This window comes from Desulfovibrio intestinivivus, from assembly GCF_053570665.1.
Genome location: NZ_JBRBQT010000001.1, coordinates 2,609,079 through 2,633,060 on the forward strand (window position 1 = coordinate 2,609,079; position 23,982 = coordinate 2,633,060).

General features: G+C 57.3%; 21 protein-coding genes. 17 read left to right on the forward strand and 4 right to left on the reverse strand.

Going from position 1 to position 23,982, the window contains the following annotated elements:
* Positions 1–21 precede the first annotated feature (21 nt).
* Positions 22–951, reverse strand: a complete 930-nt coding sequence (xerD, locus tag ACUZ9P_RS11200) for a site-specific tyrosine recombinase XerD (RefSeq protein WP_209817508.1) — start codon at positions 949–951, stop codon at positions 22–24.
* Positions 952–1,106: 155 nt separating this feature from the next.
* Between xerD and folK the strand changes: the two genes are divergently transcribed.
* Together folK and ACUZ9P_RS11210 are read left to right on the forward strand one after the other, a co-directional pair.
* Positions 1,107–1,622 carry a 2-amino-4-hydroxy-6-hydroxymethyldihydropteridine diphosphokinase gene (gene folK / locus ACUZ9P_RS11205; protein WP_449249766.1) on the forward strand — a complete coding sequence of 172 codons (516 nt, stop codon included), beginning with the start codon at positions 1,107–1,109 and terminating at the stop codon, positions 1,620–1,622.
* A gap of 105 nt (positions 1,623–1,727) precedes the next feature.
* The gene (locus ACUZ9P_RS11210) at positions 1,728–2,024 is read left to right on the forward strand and encodes a transcriptional regulator (protein ID WP_298997344.1); all 297 of its coding nucleotides are present in this window, start codon (positions 1,728–1,730) and stop codon (positions 2,022–2,024) included.
* Positions 2,025–2,156: 132 nt separating this feature from the next.
* Here ACUZ9P_RS11210 and ACUZ9P_RS11215 read toward each other — a convergent pair whose 3' ends face one another.
* Positions 2,157–6,503: an acyl-CoA dehydratase activase gene (locus ACUZ9P_RS11215; protein ID WP_449249767.1), complete on the reverse strand. Its 4,347-nt coding sequence runs from the start codon at positions 6,501–6,503 to the stop codon at positions 2,157–2,159.
* Positions 6,504–6,765: 262 nt separating this feature from the next.
* Positions 6,766–8,094 (reverse strand): M23 family metallopeptidase, encoded by a 1,329-nt coding sequence (locus ACUZ9P_RS11220; RefSeq protein WP_449249768.1) that lies wholly within the window; start codon positions 8,092–8,094, stop codon positions 6,766–6,768.
* A gap of 230 nt (positions 8,095–8,324) precedes the next feature.
* Between ACUZ9P_RS11220 and ACUZ9P_RS11225 the strand changes: the two genes are divergently transcribed.
* The 13 genes from ACUZ9P_RS11225 (at position 8,325) to ACUZ9P_RS11285 (ending at position 19,800) form a co-directional block, all read left to right on the forward strand.
* Positions 8,325–8,936: a protein-L-isoaspartate(D-aspartate) O-methyltransferase gene (locus ACUZ9P_RS11225; RefSeq protein WP_298997549.1), complete on the forward strand. Its 612-nt coding sequence runs from the start codon at positions 8,325–8,327 to the stop codon at positions 8,934–8,936.
* 41 nt (positions 8,937–8,977) lie between these two features.
* Entirely contained in the window at positions 8,978–9,892 is a 915-nt protein-coding gene (locus ACUZ9P_RS11230) for an Mrp/NBP35 family ATP-binding protein (protein ID WP_298997350.1), read from the forward strand.
* Between the two features lie 145 nt (positions 9,893–10,037).
* Positions 10,038–10,586: a CDP-diacylglycerol--glycerol-3-phosphate 3-phosphatidyltransferase gene (gene pgsA, locus ACUZ9P_RS11235; protein WP_449249769.1), complete on the forward strand. Its 549-nt coding sequence runs from the start codon at positions 10,038–10,040 to the stop codon at positions 10,584–10,586.
* A gap of 12 nt (positions 10,587–10,598) precedes the next feature.
* Positions 10,599–10,853 (forward strand): hypothetical protein, encoded by a 255-nt coding sequence (locus ACUZ9P_RS11240; protein WP_022658717.1) that lies wholly within the window; start codon positions 10,599–10,601, stop codon positions 10,851–10,853.
* The gene (locus tag ACUZ9P_RS11245; protein WP_240824406.1) at positions 10,853–11,161 is read left to right on the forward strand and encodes an FtsB family cell division protein; all 309 of its coding nucleotides are present in this window, start codon (positions 10,853–10,855) and stop codon (positions 11,159–11,161) included. The genes ACUZ9P_RS11240 and ACUZ9P_RS11245 overlap by 1 nt, the downstream gene beginning before the upstream one ends.
* Positions 11,158–12,279, forward strand: a complete 1,122-nt coding sequence (locus ACUZ9P_RS11250) for a tetratricopeptide repeat protein (RefSeq protein WP_449249770.1) — start codon at positions 11,158–11,160, stop codon at positions 12,277–12,279. Before ACUZ9P_RS11245 ends, ACUZ9P_RS11250 begins: the two co-directional genes overlap by 4 nt.
* Positions 12,280–12,293: 14 nt before the next feature.
* Complete coding sequence (locus ACUZ9P_RS11255) at positions 12,294–13,670, forward strand: hypothetical protein (RefSeq protein ID WP_449249771.1); 1,377 nt, start codon at positions 12,294–12,296, stop codon at positions 13,668–13,670.
* Between the two features lie 215 nt (positions 13,671–13,885).
* Positions 13,886–14,893 (forward strand): class 1 fructose-bisphosphatase, encoded by a 1,008-nt coding sequence (gene fbp / locus ACUZ9P_RS11260; RefSeq protein WP_449249772.1) that lies wholly within the window; start codon positions 13,886–13,888, stop codon positions 14,891–14,893.
* Between the two features lie 74 nt (positions 14,894–14,967).
* Positions 14,968–16,029, forward strand: coding sequence for a tRNA (adenosine(37)-N6)-threonylcarbamoyltransferase complex transferase subunit TsaD (gene tsaD, locus ACUZ9P_RS11265; protein ID WP_449249773.1), 1,062 nt, complete (start codon positions 14,968–14,970; stop codon positions 16,027–16,029).
* Between the two features lie 161 nt (positions 16,030–16,190).
* A complete protein-coding gene (gene trxA, locus ACUZ9P_RS11270; RefSeq protein WP_192111854.1) occupies positions 16,191–16,514 on the forward strand; it encodes a thioredoxin in 324 nt (107 codons plus the stop codon).
* Positions 16,511–17,437, forward strand: a complete 927-nt coding sequence (gene trxB / locus ACUZ9P_RS11275; RefSeq protein WP_449249774.1) for a thioredoxin-disulfide reductase — start codon at positions 16,511–16,513, stop codon at positions 17,435–17,437. Before trxA ends, trxB begins: the two co-directional genes overlap by 4 nt.
* Positions 17,430–18,161: an outer membrane protein assembly factor BamD gene (locus ACUZ9P_RS11280; protein ID WP_192111853.1), complete on the forward strand. Its 732-nt coding sequence runs from the start codon at positions 17,430–17,432 to the stop codon at positions 18,159–18,161. Before trxB ends, ACUZ9P_RS11280 begins: the two co-directional genes overlap by 8 nt.
* A gap of 181 nt (positions 18,162–18,342) precedes the next feature.
* Positions 18,343–19,800, forward strand: a complete 1,458-nt coding sequence (locus ACUZ9P_RS11285; protein ID WP_449249775.1) for a cation diffusion facilitator family transporter — start codon at positions 18,343–18,345, stop codon at positions 19,798–19,800.
* 197 nt (positions 19,801–19,997) lie between these two features.
* Here the strand turns inward: ACUZ9P_RS11285 and yihA are convergent, their stop codons facing one another.
* Positions 19,998–20,678, reverse strand: coding sequence for a ribosome biogenesis GTP-binding protein YihA/YsxC (yihA, locus tag ACUZ9P_RS11290; RefSeq protein WP_449249776.1), 681 nt, complete (start codon positions 20,676–20,678; stop codon positions 19,998–20,000).
* A gap of 187 nt (positions 20,679–20,865) precedes the next feature.
* On the opposite strand from yihA, the gene efp reads away from it, so the two are divergent.
* Together efp and ACUZ9P_RS11300 are read left to right on the forward strand one after the other, a co-directional pair.
* On the forward strand, positions 20,866–21,423 hold the full coding sequence (gene efp, locus ACUZ9P_RS11295) for an elongation factor P (RefSeq protein ID WP_022658729.1): 558 nt from the start codon (positions 20,866–20,868) through the stop codon (positions 21,421–21,423).
* Between the two features lie 90 nt (positions 21,424–21,513).
* Positions 21,514–23,955, forward strand: coding sequence for a DNA translocase FtsK (locus tag ACUZ9P_RS11300; protein ID WP_449249777.1), 2,442 nt, complete (start codon positions 21,514–21,516; stop codon positions 23,953–23,955).
* Positions 23,956–23,982: the final 27 nt, after the last annotated feature.

Consider the following 23,982-nt stretch of genomic DNA (forward strand, 5'->3'; position numbering starts at 1 on the left):
GGGTCGTTTCCGGCGCAGGGATCACTGGCGGCTCCGAGGGTGGAATTGATGGTGTATGCCGCGCAGGCGTTCGGCCTGCACATGGGTATAAATTTCTGTGGCGCTTATGTCGGCGTGCCCAAGCAGCATCTGCACGGCGCGCAGGTCTGCGCCGCCCTCGAGAAGGTGCGTGGCAAAGGAATGCCTGAACGTGTGCGGTGAAATGGCGCGTCGGATGCCCGCCTCAAGCGCATACTTTTTAACCATTTTCCACACGTACTGGCGCGTCAGGGCACGGCCCGAGCGGTTGACGAAAAGCTGGTTGCCTGTGGGCGCAAACAGGGGCCTGCATGCGCTGATATAGTCTGCCAGCATTTGCTGCATCAGGTCGTGCAGGGGCACCAGCCTTTCTTTGGAACCCTTGCCAAACACGCGCACAAGGCCGCGTTGCAGGTCAAGATCCGGCACGCACATGGTGCACAGTTCAGAAACGCGTAGGCCTGCGGCGTACAGAAGCTCAAGCATGCAGCGGTCGCGCTTGCCGCTTTTGTCGCGCAGGTCTGGCTGGGCAAGCAGGGATTCCATTTCGTCCCTTGTCAGCACCTCCGGCAGGTGCTGGGGCAATTTGGGGTTTTCCAGCAATTCAGCGGGGTTTTTACGCAGCCTGCCTTCTTCAACTGCAAAGGCGAAAAATGCCCGCAGGGCAGAAAGACGCCGTGCAAGGGTGCGCCCTGTGTTCTGCCGTGCGCGCAGCCAGGCAAGGTACAGAAAAATCTCCTGCTCATCGGGGTCGGGCAGGGATTCTTCCGCCGCGCCCTGAGCCAGCTCCTGCCGGTACAGAAAAAAACTCTCCAGATCCTGCCCGTAGGCTTCAACCGTATTGGGCGAAAGGCCGCGCTGGGCCAGCAAAAAATCCCGCCACAGTGGTAAAAGGGTTGCCAGGGCAGGGGCTTTGGTGCGTGGATGTGCCATGCGCCCATGCTAGCCGCCTTACTGCAACGGAGCAAGCCTTTTGCAATCAAAACCGCCCGGATGCGTTGCATGCGGTGGGCTTTATCCTTTCCGCGAAAAAAGATATGCTGCAAACCTTGCTAAAAAGCGGGCTGAACCTATCTGAAGGAAACCTGATGGCAGATCAAACAAAGCTGCGGGCCTATGTGAGCCTTGGCTCCAACTGTGACATCGCGGCAGAAAAACTTGCAGCAGCCCTGGACGCCCTGGCCACACTGCCGGAAATGGGCATTGGCGCAGTATCACCCGTCTACCGGACAGAACCGCAGGAATATACGGAGCAACCCTGGTTTCTCAACCAGGTGGTTGAGCTTTTTCCCGGCGATAACTGGCGGCCTTGCAGCCTTGTGGACGCTTTGCTGGACATAGAGGCCAGGCTTGGGCGGGTGCGCAGCCCTGACCCGGTACTGCGTTTTGGGCCGCGCGTGATTGATATTGACCTGCTGCTTTTTGGGCAGGAGCGGAGCACCGATCCCCATTGTCTTGTGCCGCATCCACGCCTGACGGTGAGGGCTTTTGTCATGCGGCCATTGCTTGATATCGCGCCTCTGATCGTTGTAGACGGTCTGCCCGTAAGAGATTGGCTGGCGCGTACAGTCTGCCGCGTGGAAGGGGACAGAATTTTTCAGTGACTGGTGCCGCCCTCTGTGATATTGTCTTCCACGGCTTTAATATGCCTGAAAGGGCTGCACTCCAGCCTTACGCGACCCGTGCCACGGGATTAAGGAGCATAACAAATGGTAAAGTGGCTCATTCTGATTTTGGCGGGCTACGCCCTGTATCGCCTTTTTGCCAATGATCTGAACAAGAAGCAGAAGGAAAGCAAGCAGGAAAGCGCTGCTGAAATGGAGCGTAAGGTTGCCGCGGGCGAGATGGTCAAAGACCCCGAATGCGGCGCGTATGTGGCCGTTGACGGCTCTATTTCCGTGCGCGACGGTGAAAAAGTTCACCGTTTCTGTAGCTATGAATGCCGTGACAAGTTCCTGCAACGCCTTGAAGAAGGCGGCAGGGAACTGCCCCCCCGCGAAGAATAGCCTTTTTCAGCGTAGCTGGAACAGGCATTTTGTTCCCTTATGCTTCAGATAATTTGCTGGGCATGATGTGATTTTGTGCAGATAATATAAAACCGCCCGCCGGGATGATTCCAGCGGGCGGTTTTTTGCGGTTTATTGCTGCCAGTAGGCTCTGTCGCTTCCCATTGTGCCCGCATAGGTGTGCCGGGCATGCCGGGCGGCTTCTTCCCTTTCCTTTTCCTTCTCTCTGGCGATAGCCATGAAAAGCCGTATGCGATTGAGCTGATTGGCCTCGCTGCTGCCGGGGTCGTAATCCAGCGCCATGATGTTGGCCTCGGAGCGTTGACGGCGAACGGCCTTGAACGCGCCGCGCCCCACCACGTGATTCGGCAGGCAGCCAAAGGGTTGCAGGCAGAGTATGTTGTTTGTGCCGTGTTCGAGAAACTCCAGCATTTCTGCGGGCAGCAGCCAGCCCTCGCCAGCGCTGTTGCCAAGGGACATGACGCTTTCGCCCAGCCGGGCCAGATCGTCAATATGCGCCACAGGCATGACGTGGGCGCTCAGGTGCGAGGTGTTGAGCGCGCCGCGCATGTAGCGGCGCACACCTTCAATACGGCGCATCACAAGTCCATTGCCCAGCGCAGCCCAGGCGCTGCCGCCCTGATAACGCCAGTCGTACACGGCATCGCGCAGGCAGTAGAGCATGAAGTTGGCAAAGTCCGGCAAGAGCGGTTCGCCGCCTTCCTGCCTGATCTGCTCAACAATGTGATTGTTGGCGTCTGCATGATAGGTCAGCAGGATTTCGCCCACAACAGCCACTCGTGGCTTGGGGGACAGTGCTGTGCGGATGGAGGCAAAATCCTGCACGAGGCGGGGCAGCAGGTGCCGCAGAGCGGTTTCATCCCCCTTGCGCACCACCGGGATCAGGGTTTGCAGCCAGTGCTGCACCCTGTCTTCGGTTTGCCCTGTATGGCATTCGTAGGTGCCTGTAAACAGCGAAAGCCTTTGCAGCATGTCGCCAGCAAGCATGCCAAGCAGCATGCGCCAGAGCAGGGCGCGGTCAGGCCGCAGGCCGGGCTGGCTTTCTGACCCCGAAGCATTGAGCGTGAGCACGGGCACCGGGTCGTAGCCGTATTCCATAAGCGCCCTGCGCAGCAGAGCCGGATAATTGCTGGCCCGGCAGGGGCCGCAGGTCTGCGAAAGCAGCAGGGCCGTGCGGCGTGGATCAAGCCCGCCATCGCGCAGAGCCTGTAATAGCTGCCCAATAGCAACGATGGCCGGGTAGCAGGCATCGTTGTTTACATAGGCCTGCCCCAGACTCACGGCTTCTGCGTTCACCGTGGGCAGCAACTGGATGGTGTGTCCGCTGCCCGCGATGGCCTGGGTCATGAGCGGAAAATGCAGCGGGGCCATTTGCGGCACAAGAATGGTATGCGTGGCCGCATCACGTTTGTTGAACACCGGCGGCGCGTGGGAAACTGCGGTTGCTGTGCTGTCTCCAGCCCTGGTGCGGCTCACTGCCAGCAGCGAGCGGATGCGTATACGCGCAGAGGCCAGGGCATTGCCCTCGTCCATCTTGATGAGGGTATACAGCTTGCCATGGGCGCGCATGAGCTCCCGCATCTGGTCGGCAGTGATGGCGTCTATGCCGCAGCCAAAGGAAGTCAGTTGCACGAGTTCCACCCGCGCGGCGCCGTGGTCTGCCTCGCAGGCCCACAATCCCGCCCGGTAGAGACGGGCGGCGTATGTCCACTGATTGCGCGCCCGCAGGGGAAAGGACATGCGGTGGCCTGTCCAGCTGCGGGGCATGGCGTCCTCGCTGATGACCGCAGCGCCCAGCGAGGCGATGAAGTCGGGCAGGCCGTGGTGCACCTGCGGGTCCGCGTGGTAGGGGCGGCCGGCCAGAAACACCAGAACGCCCTTGTTGCGCAGGGTTTCGGCATAGATGTGTCCCGCCTCGGCGCGCAGTTCACGCAGATAGTGCGCCTGTTCGTGCCGCGCAGCCCGTACTGCGGAGCGTACTTCGCCCCTCGGCAGGTTGAATTCGCGGCAGAGGTTGCGCACTAGCGAGGCCGTGTGCGTGAGGTTTACAAAGGGCGAGTGCATGACGGCCCCGGCATCCTTGAGTTCCGGCAGATTCTCGCGCACCACCTGCGGATAGCCGCAGGCCACCGGGCAGGAGAAGGAATCGCACATTTCGGCAAATTCCTGCGCCTCGCGCGGTATGCAGGGGAAGAAAATGCTCTTGATGCCGCTTTCAATCAGGGCCAGCACATGACCATGCGCCAGCTTGGCTGGGTAGCATACGCTTTGGGAGGGCACGGACGACAGGCCAGCCGCAAACAGGGCGCGGCTGGTAGGCGGCGACACTTCAACCCGGAATCCCAGCGAAGTAAAGAGGGTGAACCAAAAAGGATAGTGCGCGTAGACGTTCAAAACTCTGGGGATGCCCAGCCTGCCGCGCGGCGCGGATTCAAGGGGCAGCGGTTCGTAGCGGAACAGGCGCTGGTTTTTCCAGGCCACAAGGTTGGGAGCTGTGACGGTTGCGCCACGGTGCGCCTCGCTGAACCTGTCGCACCTGTTGCCCGCGATGTGACGCGAACCGTGCGAAAAGCGCGTTTCTGTGAGCAGGCAGTTGTTGCCGCAGTCGCGGCAGCGAAAGCTGCGCGTACGCATGGCCAAACCACGGATAAGCGGGGCTGTGATGGAAGAGCGAACGCTGACGCACTCTGCCTTTTCCAGAGATTCAAGGGCCGCGCCGTATGCGCCCATAAGGCCGGAAGCCGCAGGGCGGTGCACATGTCGCCCCAGAGTGCGCTCCATGGCGCAGAGCAGGGCATCGTTGAGGAAAGATCCGCCCTGCACAACCACATGTTCGCCCAGTTCTGCCACATTCTTGATGCGCAACACCTTGTCCAGCGCATTGCGCACAACAGAATAGCAAAGCCCCGCCGCAATGTCGGCAATCTGCAAGCCGTCTTTCTGGGCCTGCGTGACGCGCGAATTCATAAAAACCGTGCAGCGCGAGCCAAGATCAGCCGGATGCGCGGCGTACAGGGAAATATCCACAAATTCCTGCATGCTCAGGCCAAGGCCTTTGGCAAAGCTTTCAAGAAAAGCCCCGCAGCCAGCGGAACAGGCCTCGTTGAGGCTCACGTCGCTGATAACGCCGTTATCCACCTTGAGGCATTTCATGTCCTGGCCGCCTATGTCTATGACATAGCTGACTTCTGGCACAAGGCGCGTGGCCGCCTTGAAATGGGCCAGGGTTTCCACCAGCACTGTATCCACGCCAAGGGCGGATTCTGCCAGATGCGCTCCGTAGCCCGTGGCCCCGGATGCGGCAAGCCATGCGCCGTCAGGGATACGCTCAAGCATGTCTGCCAGCGGGGGCAGCAGGGTCTGTAACGGATTGCCGCCGTTGGAAGCGTAGCAGGAATCAAGGATGTGCTGTTCGTTGTCTACCAGCACGGCCTTGACCGTGGTTGAACCGAGATCCAGCCCCAGGAACAGTGGTCCCCGGGCCTGCCGGATATCTGCGGAGGGCAGCACATTGGCTGTTGCGTGGCGCTGGCAGAAGCGCGCGTATTCCGCGCTGTCGGCAAACATGGCAGGGAGAATTTTTTCTGCGGCGACCTTGGGCGCGTGCGAAAGGCTGCTGGTGCTCCGGGCAAGATCGGCCAGATCGAGCAGTTTGGCGTCTGTTTCGTGTTCTTCAAGCGACATGGCGCAACGCGCAGCGCCAATGGAGGCTGTGCACTGGGCATGGGGCAGGTGCGCAATGTGCGCCTCCGCAAGATCAAGATTCTGGATGAACAGATTTTTGAGTTCGGGCAGAAAGTGCAAAGGCCCGCCCAAAAAGGCAACCTTGCCGGTAATGGGCCTGCCGCAGGCCAGCCCGCCGATGGTTTGCTCCACCACCGCCTGAAAGATGGAGGCCGCGATATCTTCACGCGGTACGCCGCCGTTGAGCAGGGGCACAATATCCGTTTTGGCGAACACGCCGCAGCGCGAGGCGATGGGGTAGAGCGTGGAATGCCTTGCCGCCAGATCATTGAGGCCGCCCGCATCCGTGCTGAGCAGACGGGCCATCTGGTCGATGAAGGCCCCGGTGCCGCCCGCGCACGATTCGTTCATGCGCAGTTCCACATCCTGCCCCAGATAGAGCAGCTTGGCGTCTTCGCCGCCCAGTTCCACAGCCACGGAAGTATCCGGCGCAGCATAGGAAATGGCGCGGGCTGTTGCCAGCAGTTCCTGAACAAAGGGGATGGAGAGCTGATTGCTGAGATCAAGAGCGCCGGAGCCTGTCATGGCGCAGCGCACGGTGGCGGAAGGGTAGAGACGGGAGACTTCGGCAAGCAGGGCTGCCATGGTGGCGCGAACTGCCGTGCCGTGACGGCTGTAGCGGGTTTCGGCAACAGAGCCGTCGCCGTTCAGCAGCGCCAGTTTTACTGTGGTGGAGCCAATATCAAGGCCGAGATAAAAGAGTGGTGGAGACACGAACAAGTCCTCACATGAAACAGGTTTATGTGATTTGGGCCTGATGTCTTCATAAAGCTGAAGTAGAACTTATTTACTTTCTTTCATAAATTCAGGCTACACTTGAACGTGAAAAGAATTCAAGCCCCTTTGCATAAAAAAATTACGGCCTGCTGATTTTAAACCATCCACTCTTGGAACGGTTCAAAATCTACAGGCCGTAATTTTATCAGCGGGAGTAAAAAGGGATATTGAAACGCTAAACTATACTTTGCTGCGGCAACTACTGTTGCGTCATGGAAGCATCAATGCGACCTGTGACGTTGTCCTTGATCCACTTGGGGTCAAGCCACTCAAGAGGGGTCACTTCCACGCCGCCCACAAGAATGCCAAAGTGCAGGTGATCGCCAAAGGCAAGGCCTGTGCTGCCGGTATGGCCAATGAGCTGGCCTCGCTGCACCACATCGCCCACTTTAACCATCTGATCGTTGAGGTGGGAGTAAATGGACATGAGGCCCAGGCCGTGGTCAATGACAATGAGGTTGCCGTAGATGCCAAGGTTGCCGCAGAAGACCACGCGGCCGCTGTTGGCGGCGGGTACCTCGGCATTGCGCACCGAAGCAAGGTCAAATCCCAGGTGATAGGATTCGCCCACGGGCTTGCCCTGATAGTTGAAGAAACGGTGGTCGCCAAATCCGGCACGCGGGGCAGAGCGCGGCAAACGCTCAAAAACGCCGCTCCACAGCATGGCCGCGGCAGTGTCCCGTCCAATTTCGCGCAGGGTCTGCACATTGGCGGCGCGCACCTGATTGTTGATATACAGGTAGCACTCCAGCGGGTTTGTGGCATCGGGGGCCAAGTCGCGCAGCTTGCTCTCAACCGCCATCAGAAAGTTGTCCGTCACTTCAATGCTGTCGCTCTTGAACGTTCTTTCAAAGGACATGACCGTGAGGTGGCTTTTGGTGACGTTGCCCGCAAGGTCTGTGGCCGTGATCTCAACGCTGTTCTTGTAGTCTCTGGCGGTCATTGTGTACGGGAAAGGGAAAAAGCAGATATAGCTGCCGTCTTTTTGCATGTAGCCGGGCACAAAGTAGCCAGCAACAAGCACGCCACTATTGCTCACTTCTTTATCAACAGTATAACGCACCACGGCAGTGCCGCCCCTGCGCACGTTGGGGGGCAGAGTTTTGACGGAAATGCGCGGCGGCTGCGTATCAAAGCGCATAGGCAACTGGACGGTGCGCGTATTGCCCTGACCAAAACCGGCAAGTGACCCGTCCGTGGCCCGGATTTCAAGCTCAAAAGCACCTTCACGCAGGTTGGCGTCCTTCATGGGGACATCCACTTCGCGTTCAGGAATATACTGGTCAAAGTGCTTGCTGTAGATGACGTTGAGGACGTTGTTCTTTCGCACGCCAACTGTAATGGAGCGGATGCCTGACGGGTCCTTCATACGGACCTTGAGGACGCTTGCGGCTGAAACCCTGCCTGTATTTGGTGTAATATCAACAGCAGGGCCTTCAAGATCTTTAAAAAAAGTATAGCCGCCTAAAACCAGAATGGCGACCACTATAATACCTAGTACCGATGAAAACAAACTTCTTTTACGCATTGCCGACTCCTCATTCTCGCTTCCCGAAGGGTTGCATAAAGAATGGCAAGTTTCAAGGGAAAGTCTGGAACTTGTCTTGATATCTCTGCAAGCCTCCCCGATGGCGCATTGACTTGGCAGGAAAAATCTGTTTTCACTTCCGCAGTATGCAGTACAGCAAATATTCTGCGGCTGGGGGTACGCCCCGCGAGCCTTCTCCGTCCGTGGACCCAAAACGTCTGCGGCGCAGGATGGTACGCGAGCAGCTTGAAGCGCGCGGAATCAGCGATCCGGCGGTGCTGGGGGCCATGTTTGCTGTGCCACGCCATCTTTTTGTGCAGGAAGCGCTGCGCTCCCAGGCCTACGAAGACACTCCCTTGCCCATTGGCTACGGGCAGACCATTTCTCAGCCCTACATTGTTGCCTTGATGACCCAGCTGCTTGAAGTGCAGCGGGGGATGCGCGTGCTTGAGGTCGGCACCGGCTCCGGCTATCAGGCCGCAGTGCTTGCCACCATTGGCTGCACGGTCTTTACCGTTGAGCGCATGCGCGAGCTGTATCAAATTACTTCAGGGCTCTTGCGGCAACTGGGACTTAGGGGTATCCACATGCAGCGGCGTGACGGCACGCTTGGCATGCCTGAAGCCGCGCCATTTGACCGTATCATCGTTACTGCCGGCGGGCCGGAAGTGCCGCGTCCTCTTGTTGATCAGCTTGACGAGGGCGGCATCATGCTTATCCCTGTAGGGTCAAAGCCCCGTACGCAGCGCCTTGTGCGCGTGCGCAAAGAGCAGGGGCGCGTTAGCTCCGAAGACCTGGGGCCGGTAGTTTTTGTAGATCTGGTGGGCGATCACGGCTGGTAGATACGCCGTCGTAAGCGTCCGCTACAATTGAAGGAGATGTCATGGGATCCTGTTCATCCTGTTCTTCTGCATCCTCTTGCTCCAGTGCAAAGAGCAATGGCGGCAATGGAGAGTGTAATGACCCTATGGCCAAGCAGGACCGCGTAATCGCTGACCGCTTGGGCCATATACGCCACAAGATATTTGTCATGAGCGGCAAGGGCGGGGTGGGCAAAAGCTCCGTGACCGTCAACACCGCAGCTGCGCTGGCGCGGCGCGGGTTCAAAGTCGGCATTCTTGATGTGGACATGCACGGCCCGAGCGTGCCCAACCTGCTCGGCCTTACCAGCACGGTTGAGATTGACGAAGCCACCCAGCTGATGATTCCTGCCGCCTATGACGAGAATCTTTCCGTCATTTCAATGGATACGTTCCTGCAAGACAAGGATCAGGCCATTCTGTGGCGCGGCCCCAAAAAAACTTCGGCTATCCGGCAGTTTATTGCGGACGTGAAGTGGGGCGACCTTGATTTTCTGCTCATTGACTCCCCTCCAGGAACGGGCGATGAGCACATGACCGTCATGCAGTCCATTCCCGATGCCCTGTGCGTGGTTGTGACCACCCCGCAGGAAATTTCGCTGGCAGACGTGCGCAAGGCCATCAACTTTTTGCAGTACACCAACTCCAACGTGCTTGGCGTGGTGGAAAACATGAGCGGCCTCGTGTGCCCGCACTGCCATCAGGAAATCGACCTGTTCAAGAAGGGCGGCGGCGAAGATCTGGCCAAGCGCTACGGGCTCAAGTTCCTCGGCGCTGTGCCGCTGGATCCCACAACTGTGGTTGCGGCTGACAAAGGTATTCCTGTGGTGTACCTTGAAGCGGAAAGCGCAGCCAAGGAAGCCTTTCTTAGCCTGGCAGATTCAATTGCCGCTGCCGCCGACGGCAGCTTGGAAGCCCTTGCCGGTTCGCGCAGCTAGTTGCGCCCCTGCAGGTTTGCCCGATAGAATGCAGGCTTCCCTGGCGGCTGGTGCACGGTCGCCGGGGGAGCTTTTTTCTCCTTTTCTCCCGTGTTCTTTTGTGGTAACGCTTTAAAAAATTCGCACGGAGCGCCTGAGAGGAAGAATGCTTAATCTTGCTAATAAAATTACACTGTTACGCATTTTAATGACCCCTCTGGTTGTTTTGCTGCTCTATTTTGAAGGCCCGATGACCTGCATTTTGGCTACTCTGGCCTTTATTTTTGCCTCCCTTACCGACTGGGCAGACGGTTATATTGCCCGCCGCTCCAATATGGTCACCAGCATGGGCAAGTTTTTGGACCCGCTGGCCGACAAAGTGCTGATTTGCTCGGTGCTGATCATGTTTGTGAAGCTGGACTGGGCACCCGCCTGGGTGGTTATCATTATTGTATGCCGCGAGCTTGTGGTCACAGGCCTGCGCGCTATTGCCATTGACGAGGGCATCGTGCTTGCCGCCGACAACTTCGGTAAGGCCAAGACTGTGCTCCAGATTTTTGCCATTGTGCCTCTTGCCCTGCATTATCCCTTGTGGGGCATGGATCTGCGGTTGCTTGGCCTTGTGCTGCTCTATATAGCGCTGGTGCTGGCCGTGGTTTCAGGGGCCAACTATTGCTATGATTTTTACCGCAACACGCGTAAACAGGCAGGCTAACGGGAACAACGCATGAGTACGTTGCAGATCCGCCTGAAAAACTGCATCCAGACCATTCTGGAGCTGGAGCCCGACATGCGCGCCGGGGTCTGGGGCCGTCACTTTGATCAGGAACTGAACACCCTCAAGGATTATCTGCATCAGGTAGACCAGATGAACCTTGCGGAAGAAGACGTTACGCGGCTTGAAAAGGCCACGGCCACTTTTTTGGCTGAACTGCGTCTTTCAGCGGGTAACGGTTCTCAACCTCAACGGCTGCTGCAGTAATGTTTTGGCGTACCTTTATTCTGGTTGTGCTGGGCCTTGTTAATGTGGTGTTTTTTGCCCGCATGGTCTGGGGACCCACCGGCCTTATTGAATACCGTGAGCTCAAGCACCAGTACGCCGAGCTTGAAAAGCAGATTGCAAGCCTTGATGCGGAAAACCTCTCTCTGAGCCGTGAAATTCGCCTTTTGCAGTCCGACAGCCAGTATATGGAAAAAGTCATTCGTCAGCGCCTCCACTATATTCGCGATAATGAGGTGCTCTATCTTTTTGGCGAGGTGGCGAAAACGGGGCGGGAGCAGAAACCATGACGGAAAAAATTGAATGGTATAAAGAAGTCCTGGAGCTTGAGCCCAATTCCAAGGTCTTTTTCCCTCTGGCGCGTCTGCTTTCCGAGGCTGGACGCACAGAAGAAGCCGTTGAAATTCTGGAGCAGGGGCTTGCCCGGCACGAGGAATTTCTTGAAGCCAGGCTTTTTCTCATAGAGCTGCTGCACACCGCCAATCGGCTCGAAGCCTGCGAAAAGCAGGTGGGCAGGCTGACAAAAATGTTTTCTACCTATGCAGGCTTTTGGCAGGCATGGGCCGCCTGCATCAATGCTGCCGGCGATGCGCCTGATACTGCCGCCGTGCTGCGTTTTCTGGCCCTTAATTTTTCAAAGGGTCCGGTATCATTGCACGAAGTCATCAACCAGGGGCTGGCCTCCCTGTCTGGCGCTGGGGCCAATTTGCAGGCGCGTTCCGAGGCCGCCATCCCTGCTGCTGGACCATCCGCACATGAGGCGGCATTTGCAGCGACATCAACGGCTGCAAATCCGGCAGCAACTGGGGCCGCAGCGACCGGGGCAGAAGCGGCTGAGCAATTTGTTGCCGCTCCCGTTCTGGCAACTGCTCCCGGCTTGGTAACCGCCATGCATGACGCGGATGCCCCGCTTGATGCTGATGCTCACATTGATGACGTTGACGCTCACGATCCTACTGATTTTGATCCTGATCTTGCCATGGCGGACGATGAGGCCCTGCCAGCAGAATCGGAAGACACTCCTTCCATGCTGGCTCGCGGCGCAGATGCGTATGCCGCATATGCTGCCCCGGTCACCCAGTCCGAAGCTGTTGTTGTAGACGATGCAGATGAAGGGGAGGAGCGTTTTTCGCTGCGTACCCGCTCTATGGCCGAAGTGCTGGCAGAACAGGGTGACATCAAGGGCGCACTTGATATTTACCATGAGCTTGCTGCCGCAGCGGTACATCCGGAAGAAAGCGCTGATTTGCGTCAGCGCATTACTACGTTGACTGCGCGACTGGGCAACGCCCAGACGGTAGATCCTGTCCAACCCGCTGCAACGGCAGAACATGCCAGCGGCAAGGACAAGCTGATAAGCATGCTTGAAGCTTTGGCTGAACGTGTCGAAGCCAGGGCGCACAGTTAATGAGGGAGAACACTGTGTTGAAATCATATGTGCGTTATTTCTTTTTGCTGGCATTTGCTGCATCTCTTGTAACGGGTTGCAGTTCATACCAGCCCACTAAGAACGTCTGGAAATCCACAAAGTCGTTGTGGAACAGCTATGTGAGCCCCCCGGCCACCGTGGATTTTGAAGAAAAGGGCAATCTTTCGCCCCAGGCGCTTTCCCTCACGCACAGCATGATGGGTATTGACGTTGAGCTGAGCCGCCTTGAACGGACGATGCTCAATGCCGATAAGCCGCCGACGCGCGAGTGGCTTGCTTCCTTCCTTACCTCCTTCCCTTGGGTCAGTGGTTTTGCAGGGGTAAAGTACGATGGCACCATTTTGGGTCAGGAACCTGCCAATCCCATGAAGCCGCTGGATTTCATTCCGCTGCTTTACGAAGACAAAAAGCAGAGCACACGCGCCCTGCGCGCCGATGTGCAGAACTCGTCCTTTGGGCCTGAAATTCTGCTTGCTTCTCCGCTCTATGACGGAACGGAATTCCTCGGTGTTGTTGTTGCCAACTTCGATATGCGTTCGCTCATGCAATACTCCCAAACGCCGCAGGACGTGGTCATTCTTTCACCGCAGGCATTGCTCTGGCCTGGAAAGTATGATTTCGCCTCGACCCCGCTTGCTGGCGTGAACTGGGACGAAGTGAGCGCAAAGAGTACTTCTGGCACCTGCACCAACGTGAACGGCACCTTCTATTATAATGTGCGCTTTCTGGGTAATGTGCCTCTGGTCTTTGCCGTGGCCGAGTCGGGCAATTTCCCGCAGGGCAATGGCAGTGTGGAGCAGGGGCTCGCATTCTTCCCGAAGGATCGCCCCAAGCTTACCCCGCCGCCTCACGAAGTGCGCAAGAACAAGAACCGCTTTGAAGAAGGCCTGAACGTGGACGTTGCGCCTGAACAGGCCACAGCCACTGCTGATCAGCCTTCTGCCAAGCCTGCTGGCGGGGCGGACATTCAGCCCGGCAGCAAAGACAGCATGCTGCTTAAGCGTAAAAATGCCGAACGCCGCAAAGTGCAGGAACGTCAGCTTGCAGGTGAAAATGCCTCTGTTGACCGCGCACCCAGCACCTCTGCACCCAAGGGCAAGGAAAAGCCGCCTGTCGGCCTTGGCATAGCGCCTGATGACGATGCCACTACCTTGCCTGGGGGACGTCCCAGCCCCTTTGGCCCCAAGGACGGCGATGACGCTGCAAAGCCTGCCGACACCGGCAGCGCAGGCAGCGGCAAGACCGATGCCCCGGCTGCGGCGCCAGCTGCGGCCCCGGCAGCTGCCAAGCCTGATTCCGCAGCTCCGGCTGGCGAAGAGCCAGCGGCACTGCCGGGTGGGCGGCCAAGCCCCTTCGGGCCACGGAACTGACGCATTCTGGATTAAACTTGCGCCGCCCCGAGGCGGCGCAAGTATTTTGGAAGATGTGCAACCTGAAAAGTCCGCACGCAGGCAACCAGTTTTGGCATGCAATTTTGTTGCGGCGGAAGATTCGTAAAGTTTTTAGCTAACTTGGCGATTTTCCTTTTCAGGGGTAAAGGCTCAATTGTTCCTCTCAATTTTCTGGATGTTGTAAGGAGCCCCCAATGGCTGACATCACGGTTACGGAACACCTGCTGCTGCATCAAAAGCGTAGCCCCCAGGCAACGGGCCAGTTTACTGGTCTTCTGTACGACCTGATCCTTTCGGGAAAAAGCATTTCCCGTCGTATCGCCAAGGCTGGCCTGCTTGATATCCTCGGCGGCACGGGCGAAGTGAACGTTCAGGGTGAAGATGTGCAGAAGATGGATTCCATCGCCAACCGCATCCTGCTTTATCGCATGGAGCGATGCGGCGCTCTCTGCGCAATGGGGTCGGAAGAAGAAGCTGAACTTGTACGCGTGAGCAAGGATTTTCCGCGCGGGGACTATATTCTTATTTTTGATCCACTGGACGGGTCGACAAATATTGACGTGAACATCAATGTCGGCACCATATTCTCTATTTTGCGCAGGCCCGAAGGTCATACCGGCGAGGTTGCGCTGGATGAAGTGCTGCAACCCGGCATCAAGCAGGTAGCGGCTGGGTATATTCTGTATGGCCCTTCCACCATGCTGGTTCTCAGCACAGGGCAGGGCGTGCACGGCTTTACCCTTGATCCCGGTGTGGGCGAATTTTTGTTGTCTCACCCTGACATGCGCATTCCCGAGCAGGGGCACATTTACTCGGTCAACGAAGGCAACTGGAAAAAATGGGATGCGCCAGCCCGCGATGCCGTCAACTGGTTCCACGGTTGCGAGACTTCGGACGGCAAGCCCTATTCTTCGCGCTACGTGGGCGCGCTGGTGGCCGACTTTCACCGTACGCTCATCAACGGCGGTATCTACATGTATCCGCCCGATGCCAACAAGCCCAATGGCAAACTGCGCCTGATGTGCGAGGCCAACCCATTGGCTTTTCTTGCAGAACAGGCTGGCGGCAAGGCGAGCGACGGGCATGGGCGCATTCTTGAAAGGGTGCCGGACAAGCTCCATGCGCGCACGCCTCTGTACATAGGCTCGAAGCTGGATGTTGAGGCTGTGGAAAAAATCTACGCCCGTCACGCGGGCAGATAGCTTTTGCGGCAGCCCCCGCGGGTTTGCGGTGGCTGCCTTATTGTACCGGCCTTTGACCGTAAATGGCGAACCGCATGTTGTGTTTGGGAATTGAAAGTTCTTGCGACGAAACCGCATTGGCGCTGGTTGAAGACGGGCGGCTTGTGGATGCCGTGCTTGCAAGCCAGGCCGATGTGCATGCCCTGTTTGGCGGAGTGGTGCCGGAACTTGCCTCGCGCGAGCATTACCGCTTTGTGGGCGCGCTGTTTGACGAACTGATGCGGCGCAGCGGCAAGGCCAATTCTGATATTGATCTTGTGGCAGCGGCGCGTGGCCCAGGCTTGCTTGGCAGCCTGCTGGTGGGCGTTGCCTTTGCCAAAGGGCTGGCCCTTGGCCTTGGCAAACCCTTTCTTGGGATCAACCACTTGCATGCGCACCTTCTGGCAGTAGGGCTGGAGCAGAAATTGCATTTTCCGGCCCTTGGTCTGCTGGTGTCGGGCGGGCACACGCACATCTACCGGCTTGAATCGCCTTGGGATTGCCGCCTCCTTGGGCGCACTCTTGATGACGCTGCTGGTGAAGCTTTTGACAAGGTTGGCAAATTTCTGGGTCTGGCTTATCCTGGCGGCAAGCTTATGGATGCTCTGGCCAGGGCAGGGCATGCCACGCCAACCATGTTTCCCCGGCCTTATCTTGATAATGACAATCTGGATTTCAGCTTCAGCGGCCTCAAGACCGCCGCAACGGGCCTTGCCGCGCATCAGTTGGCGGGGCAGGAATGGCCTCGTCCGCTGACGGATATTGCCCATGCGCCGCAAGCGCTTAAGGATTATTGCGCTTCATTCAATCTGGCTGTTGTGGATACCTTGTGCGCCAAGATGGCTCGGGCGCTTGACCGCAACCCCGGTGTTACAACACTGCTGATGGCGGGCGGGGTAGCCTGCAATTCACTCTTGCGTGAACGGATTGAACAGCTCATGCAAGGCAGGGGAGGCCAGGCTTATATTCCCGGTCCCCTGTTATGTACCGATAATGCCGCAATGATTGCCCATGCTGGATGGCTCTTGGGCGCACGGGGTTTCAGTCATGATTTGCGTATGGAAACCATACCCCGTGGCAAAATCATACCCGATGACATGTTGTGTAGCTTGTGCTGAAAGTGTCAAGAGACCATGCAAAACAAGAGATTGTCTTGACAGAGAGCACATTGGTATCTACTCTTAGTCAATACAGAAGCATACACTTTAAATGCGCTTCTGTTCGCGTCACAGGCCAATAGTGGCCGTGGAGCGATACAAAGCAACGTAAGGAGATAGTTATGGCTGAACAGGTCACTGACGCCACCTTTGAAAGCGTTGTGCTCAAGTCCGATCTTCCGGTTCTGCTCGATTTTTGGGCTCCCTGGTGCGGTCCTTGCCGCGCTGTTGGCCCCATTATTGACGAACTGGCCACTGAGTATGATGGCAAGGTGCGTGTCGTAAAAATGAACGTGGACGAAAATCCGGCCACGCCCACCAAGTTTGGCATCCGCGCTATCCCGACTCTTGTCCTTTTCAAAAAGGGTGAAACGGTAGAGCAGATCACCGGAGCTGTCACCAAGGCTGCCCTGAAAGACCTTATTGATACAAAGGCTCTGGCATGAAAGAATATGATGCCGTAGTCATAGGCAGCGGCCCCGCTGGCATTACGGCAGCAATGTATCTGGCCCGCTCTGGTTGCTCGGTGCTTATGCCCGAGCAACTGGCAGCGGGTGGTCAGATTTTGCAGACTGAGGCCATGGAAAACTATCCCGGTTTTCCCAAGGGCATTAAGGGTTATGAGCTAGCGGATCTTTTTGAAGCGCATTTGACCGGCCTTGATGTTGACCGGCCAGCTGCAGCTGTTGAATCCGTAGCCGGTTCGGCTGGGCGTTTTGTTGTTCGCGCCGGAGGCGTGGATTATATCGGCAAGACGGTCATTGTTTGTTCCGGAGCGCACCACAAGCCGCTCGGACTTGAGGGCGAAGACCGGCTGCGCGGTCATGGCGTTTCCTATTGCGCCATCTGCGACGGCAATTTCTTTCGCAATCAGACCGTGGCGGTTGTTGGCGGTGGTAATTCGGCGTTGGAAGAGTCGCTTTATCTTGCAAAGATTGTGGGAAAGCTCTATCTTATCCATCGCCGCGATGAATTCCGCGGGCACAAGATTTATCAGGATAAGCTTGACGCCTATGGCGACAAGATCGAGATCCTGCGCAGCAGCGTTGTGAGCCGTTTGCACGGCGAAAACGAGCTGACAGGTCTGACGGTTAAGGAACTGAAGACCGGAGAGGAACGTCATTTGCCCGTAGACGGGCTTTTCGTCTACGTGGGATATGAACCCTCCACCGGCTTTTTGCCCGCAGAGGTCGTACGTGACGCGCAAGGTTTCATTATCACCGATACGGAAATGCGCACCAGCATTCCGGGCGTTTTCGCAGCCGGTGATATTCGCTCCAAGCTTTGTCGTCAGGTAATCACTGCCGCCGGTGACGGCGCAACTGCCGCGCAGGCGGCGTTTGTATTTTTGGAACAGCTCCATGCATAAAAAACTGCTTCGCTCCATTTTGCTTGTCATAAGCATGTTTGCGGTTTCCGGTTGCGGCATCATTGATATGATCTACCTGCCGCCGGCGGAAGACACCGCCCAGGAGGTTTTTGAAGCCGCCAATGACGCCATGAGTGAGAAAAACTACGTGCGCGCCGTGGAGCTGTACAACAAACTTCGCGATACGTATCCCTTCAGCCCGTACACGGTTGATGCGGAACTGTCGCTTGCAGATGCCTACTTCCTTGACGAGGAATATGAGCTTGCTGCCGAAACCTACAAAGATTTCGAGTCGCTGCATCCTCGCCACGAAGCCATTCCCTATGTCCTGTACCAGACTGGCATGTCGCTCATGAAGCAGTTCCGCTCCATCGACAGGGCCACCACAGAACTCAAGGAAGCTTACGACTACTTTGACCGCTTGCGCCAGACCTTCCCCGACTCTCCGTATTCCAAGAGCGCGGAAGAGCACATGCGCACGTGCCGTCAGCTCATGGCCGAACACGAACTGTATATTGCCGATGTGTTCTGGCACATGAAAAAGTACGGTCCGGCCTGGCATCGTTACGAATACATTATGAAGAACTTCAAGGATGTGCCTGAAGTTGCCGACCATGCCAAGGAAAAGAGCCTCGCTGCCTATCACAATTACCGTGAGGCGCAGTCGCAGGAAGTTCGCGAAAAGCGTGAAGGCAGCTGGAAGCGGTGGTTTACCTGGCTGTAACAATCCGTAACGGTTTTTCCTGAAGGTTGTCAGATTATTACAAACCGGCTGTTTTGCAAAAAACAGCCGGTTTGTCTCACATTGCCCCTTAGCAATATTCTGACTACGCTTGCAATCAGCGCGTTTCGCGCGCCAAACTCTGCAAATTCCGTATATTTAATCCTTCTGTAGGAAACGTACTATGAACGTTATGGATAACGGCGCCAGCGAAAAAAGCCGCGCAGCCATGTTTTCGCTGCTCGCGGCACTGGGGCTTACCAGCATCAAGCTTGCGGTCGGCTTGTATACCAACAGCCTTGGCATATTGTCTGAAGCCTTGCACAGCGGGCTTGATCTGCTGGCGGCTGCCCTTACCCTTGCTGCGGTGAGAATTTCAGCCAAGCCTGCTGATTCACGGCATCCTTACGGGCATGGAAAGGCCGAAAACCTCTCGGCTCTTGCGCAGACGGTGCTTTTGTTCGCCACCTGCGTATGGGTGGTGTATGAGGGCGTTCAGCGCCTCACTTCAGGTTCAAGCCCTGTTGTGCCTTCGCTCTGGGGTGTTGGCGTCATGGCGATTTCCATGGCTGTTGACATCAACCGGGTACGTGTTTTGCGGCGGGTTGCCAAAAACTTCAACAGCCAGGCTCTAGAAGCTGATGCCCTGCATTTTTCCACAGATATTCTTTCTTCTGCCGTCGTGCTTGTGGGGGTGCTGGCCGTGTGGCTTGCACAGGCCCTGCAACTGCCTGAGCCCATAAGCCGCGTCCTTTCACAGGCAGATACGGTGGCGGCCCTGCTTGTGGCTGCGATTATTTTTCGGGCAAGCATGCATATGGCCTCGGATGCTGTGAATATGCTGATGGATTCTGCTTCATCACAGGCGAGCGAAGCCATTGTGGTAGCCGTGCGAAAGATCGCGGGCATTTCCGAGGTCAGGCGTGTGCGTGTGCGCACCAGCGGGCCGCAGAGCTTTGTGGATTTGACTGTTGGCGTTGCACCGGGCCTGAAGGTAAGTGATGGGCACCGCCTCGCGCATGAGGCTGAAGAAGCTGTGTCCGGCGTTCTACCTGGTGCGGACGTGACCGTGCACGTGGAGCCACGCAAATCGTGCCGCATTGATGAAAATAACCCCTTTGCTCTGGTGCAGGTTGCCGCATCTGAGCATGGCCTTGCGGTTCATGATGTGCATGTTTTGAGCGCAGACAGCGCCTGCCATATTGAGCTGCACGTTGAACTGCCGGGTCAGATGCCCTTTGACCGGGCGTACGCGCGGGTCAAGGCCTTTGAGGACACACTGCGGGAGGCATTGCCGGGTGTTGAAATCGTCAGCCACATGGAGCCCAAGGCCCCAAGCGCTGCGCTGGAACCGGGCGCTTCGGTTTCCGTGCCTTTTTCCGAGATGGCATGGCGTGAAATCAAGGCAGCAGTGGAAAATGAGCCTCTGGCGGCCATGCCGCACAAGTTTTCTACCTATGTGCTGCCGGAGCAGGGTGTCTGCATTTCATTCCACTGCAATGTGAGTGTGGGGCTGTCTGTGGAAGAGGCGCACAACGTCTGTACGCGCCTTGAAAAGCGCATTCGTGCCGCAGTGCCCCAGCTGGGCCGCTTGAGCATCCACATGGAACCGGCAGTTGTGTCAAATACCCCTGCGGCATAACAGTCCAAGTGCATCTGGCGGGCATGTGGCTTAATAAAATCGCCGCGCCGCCGCTCTCTTTCAGCGCAACATCCTGCCGATTTCAGCCTTGATTACGGCGCTGTTGTGACCAGCGCCGTAATCCTTTTGCTTTTTGGAGATTCCGCTCTGTACGCGGGCTTTGGCAAAAGTGGAGCAGGCAGATTTCTTGCTGTGAATCAATTCTGATTTTCAGCCTGTTCCTGCGGCTCCTGCTCAGCAATAGCGCCATCATGCGGCTCAGCTTCCGCGTCTGCGGCATTGAGTGTGCCGGGGGCCAGACGCTGGGGAACCGCTGTTTCAACGAGCGCGCGCCAGAGGTTATCAATGCCGTAACGGTTGCTGGAAGACGTGACAATGGGGCGGGTTCCGAGCAGCTCCTGCCATTCATTTTGGCGGTTGGCGCGCTCCCGCTGGCTGCACTTGTCTGCCTTGGTCAGCACGGGCACAATATTCAGGCCGTTGGTGCGGGCAAAGGACGCCAGATTTTTGTCGAGCTTCTGAGGTTCAAGACGGCTGTCGAGCAGCAGGGCCAAGGCCTTGAGGCTTGTGCATTCCACCAGATACCGCTCAAGCAGGCTCGCCCATTTTTCGCGTTCCGTATGGCTTGCGCGGGCATAGCCGTAACCCGGCAGGTCAACGAGATAAAAGTCATGGGGTGTCACGCGGTAATAATTTACCGAGCGGGTTTTGCCGGGCGTGGAGCTGACTTTTGCCAGTTTTTTGCGGCCAGCCAAGGCGTTGATAAGCGATGATTTACCCACATTGGAGCGCCCCGCAAGGGCTATCTGCGCCACAGGCAGAGATATGAGCTGCTCAAGAGTATAGGCTGTAGTTTCAAGGGTAAGAACGGGATTCATAATAAACCTCATGTGATACTTTAACTTTGTGTCTTGACAAGCAAGCATCTTTCAGCAAATATTTTCAATTCAGGGCTGATATTTTCAGCTAACTTCCGTATAAGGTAGCCGCTCTTGCCGCAGTTGGCAAATGATCGGCCTTACGCCCGTTTGCGCCATTTTTGCGGCGACATGTTTAGGAGGACAAATGTATTCTACCACAGACTTTCGCAAGGGTCTGAAGATCGAAGTCGAAGGCACCCCTTACGAAATCGTTGATTTTCAGCATTTCAAGCCCGGCAAGGGTGGCGCTATGGTTCGTACCAAGCTGCGCAACATCCTTACTGGCCGCATGCAGGATATAACCTTCCGTTCCGGCGAAAAAGTCAACAAGCCCGACCTGGAAACCCGCGACATGCAGTTTCTGTATCGTCAGGACGATGACCTTATCTTCATGGATATGACCACCTACGAACAGCTCCAGATGCACATCACCACCACTGATGGCAAGGAAGGTTTTCTTAAGGACGGTCAGGAATGCCGCGTGCTGCTGTACAAGGGCAGCCCCCTTGATATCGACATCCCGCTGAGCCTTGTGCTCGCGGTTGTTGAAACCGAGCCCGGCGCCAAGGGCGACACTGTCAGCAACGTCACCAAGGCCGCCAAGCTTGAAACCGGTATTTCGGTTCAGGTGCCCATTTTTGTCAACGAAGGCGATCGCATCAAGGTTGACACGCGCACCAAGGAATACCTGGGCCGGGAATGATGACCGGTTCGGGAGGGTAGCCCTACGGACGCCCATAAATTCAGCCGCGAGCTTCTTGGCCTTTTTCTTATCTTCTGGGCGCTGTTGCTTTTGCTCAGCCTGCTCAGTTTTGACGCCAACGACCCCAGCCTTAACCATGTGGTCAGCGGTGTTGTCAAGGTAAAGAACAAGGCTGGCCTTTTCGGCGCGTACACTGCAGGTTTTCTTAACGATGTGTTTGGCGTGGCCGCCTATCTCTGCCCACTGGTTTTCGGTGCGCTGGGGGCGGCCTACGTTTCTCCTTCGTACAGCCTGCACTGGTCGCGCTGGCTTGGCTTCTTTTTGCTTACCGTCTGCCTGCTTGTCATTGGCTCCGCCTCGGATATCACCCTTGGCGACATGTGGGGCGGAGGCATGGTGGGCAATGCCCTGCACCTCAATGCCAGCCGATATCTGAGCCCTGGCGGGTCTGCCTTGGTTTGGATATTTGTGGCGCTTGTGGGCATGCAGCTTGCGGGCAATATCTCTTGGTTCAATGTGGCGGCGCGTGTGCTGCACTGGGCGCAGGCGCGGCTTGCCGCCCGTGCGGGCAACGCAACCGGGCCTGTTGTTGCAGAAAGCCCCGCAGAAGGCGAAGACGGCAAGCGGCGTTGGTCGTTGCTTGATCTGCGCCTGCCTTCCATGGAATTCTGGAAGCGCTGGCGCGACCGCCTTGGCAACATTCAGCCCACGGCTGACTCGCTGCCTGATGTCTTTGAAGAACAAAAGACCAAAGCGGCCCGAGCGCAGGCAAATGAGCCAGCGGCACCACGCCCGGCAGTACAAGTGGATGCTGACGATCCCTTTGCCGTGGCGGTAGACATCAACGGCATGCCCATTTCGCCTGCTGTTTCTGTTGGCGCGGCCTATGCTGACGAACAGGGGGGTAATGCCCCGGCCCATGATCCTGTGCACGATGGTGCGCATGATCTGGCGCAGGATGACGCGGCGCATGCTGCCTCGCCTGCCGCTTCTGCCCCGAATACTGGCGGCAAGGCAACAAGTGCTGCCGCCCCTGCTGCCGAAGCCCCCAAAAAGCAGGGTGGCCTGACCGGGCTGCTTGCTGGCATGACAGGCCGCAAGGCCGCCATTCCGCTGCCGGGGCTTGAGCTGTTGGCCCCGCCTGTCAAAGTGCCGGGCAACAACAATAAGGAAGACCGCGAGGCGCGGGGCAAGGCCCTTATTGCCTGCCTCAAGGATTTTGATATTCAGAGCGAGCTTGTGCATGTCACGCCCGGGCCTGTGGTCACCATGTACGAGGTGCGCCCTGCCCCCGGCATTCGTGTGAGCCGTATCGCCAACCTCAGCGATGACCTGGCGTTGGCCCTCAAGGCCGTTGCCGTGCGTATTCAGGCGCCCATTCCCGGTACGGATACGGTGGGTATTGAAATACCCAACGACAACCGCGAAACCGTCAATTTCAGGGAGCTTGCTGCTTCTGAGCCTTTCCGCAAAGGGTGCGGCCCCCTGACCATGATTCTGGGCAAGGACATTGCGGGCAAGCCCGTAATGGCCGACCTCGCGCGCATGCCGCATCTGCTTGTGGCTGGCGCCACGGGCGCGGGCAAGAGCGTATGCCTCAACGGCATTCTTATCAGCCTGCTGTACCGCACCCAGCCCAAAGATATGCAGTTGTTGCTGGTTGACCCCAAGCGCATTGAAATGGCCGTGTATGCGGATGAACCGCACCTGGTGCATCCTGTGGTCACAGAAATGAACGAGGCCAAGAACGCCCTTGATTGGGCCGTGCACGAAATGGATCGCCGTTACGAAGCAATGGCGCGTCTTGGTGTGCGCAACGTGGCCGGGTTCAACCAGAAGCTGGCCGCTTGCAAGAATGATCTGCCGCCGGATTTTGCCGACCTTGAGCCTCTGCCATATCTTGTTGTCGTTATTGACGAACTGGCAGACCTCATGATGACCGCCGCCCGCGAGGTGGAAACCAGCATCGTGCGCCTTGCGCAGTTGGCCCGCGCCGCCGGTATTCATATGATCCTTGCTACTCAGCGCCCTAGTGTGGACGTGGTGACAGGGCTTATCAAGGCGAACTTTCCGTGCCGTATATCCTTTCAGGTTACGTCCAAGCACGATTCGCGCACCATCCTTGATCAGGTGGGCGCAGAACATCTGCTTGGCCGTGGCGACATGCTCTTCAAGCCCAGCGGCGGGCGCTTGCAGCGTCTGCACGGCCCCTTCCTCAGCGATGAAGAGGTGCAGGCAGTGGTGGGCTACTGGAAGCGGCAGCTCAGCCCCTCCTACAAGGTGGACTTTGCCCAGTGGGGGCTGGACTCTGTGAGCGGCGGCGGCAGCGGCGGAGGCGGCGATGCCGCGCAGGATCCCCTGTACGGCGAAGTGCAGGCCTTTGTGAGCGATCAGGGGCGCGCATCCATATCGCTGGTGCAGCGCCGCTTCAAGATTGGTTTCAACCGCGCTGCGCGTCTGGTTGAACAGCTTGAGCACGACGGCATCATCGGCCCGGCAGACGGCAGCAAGCCGCGCGCTGTGGTCAAATAAATCAAACAGCACAACTGGCGGCTTATG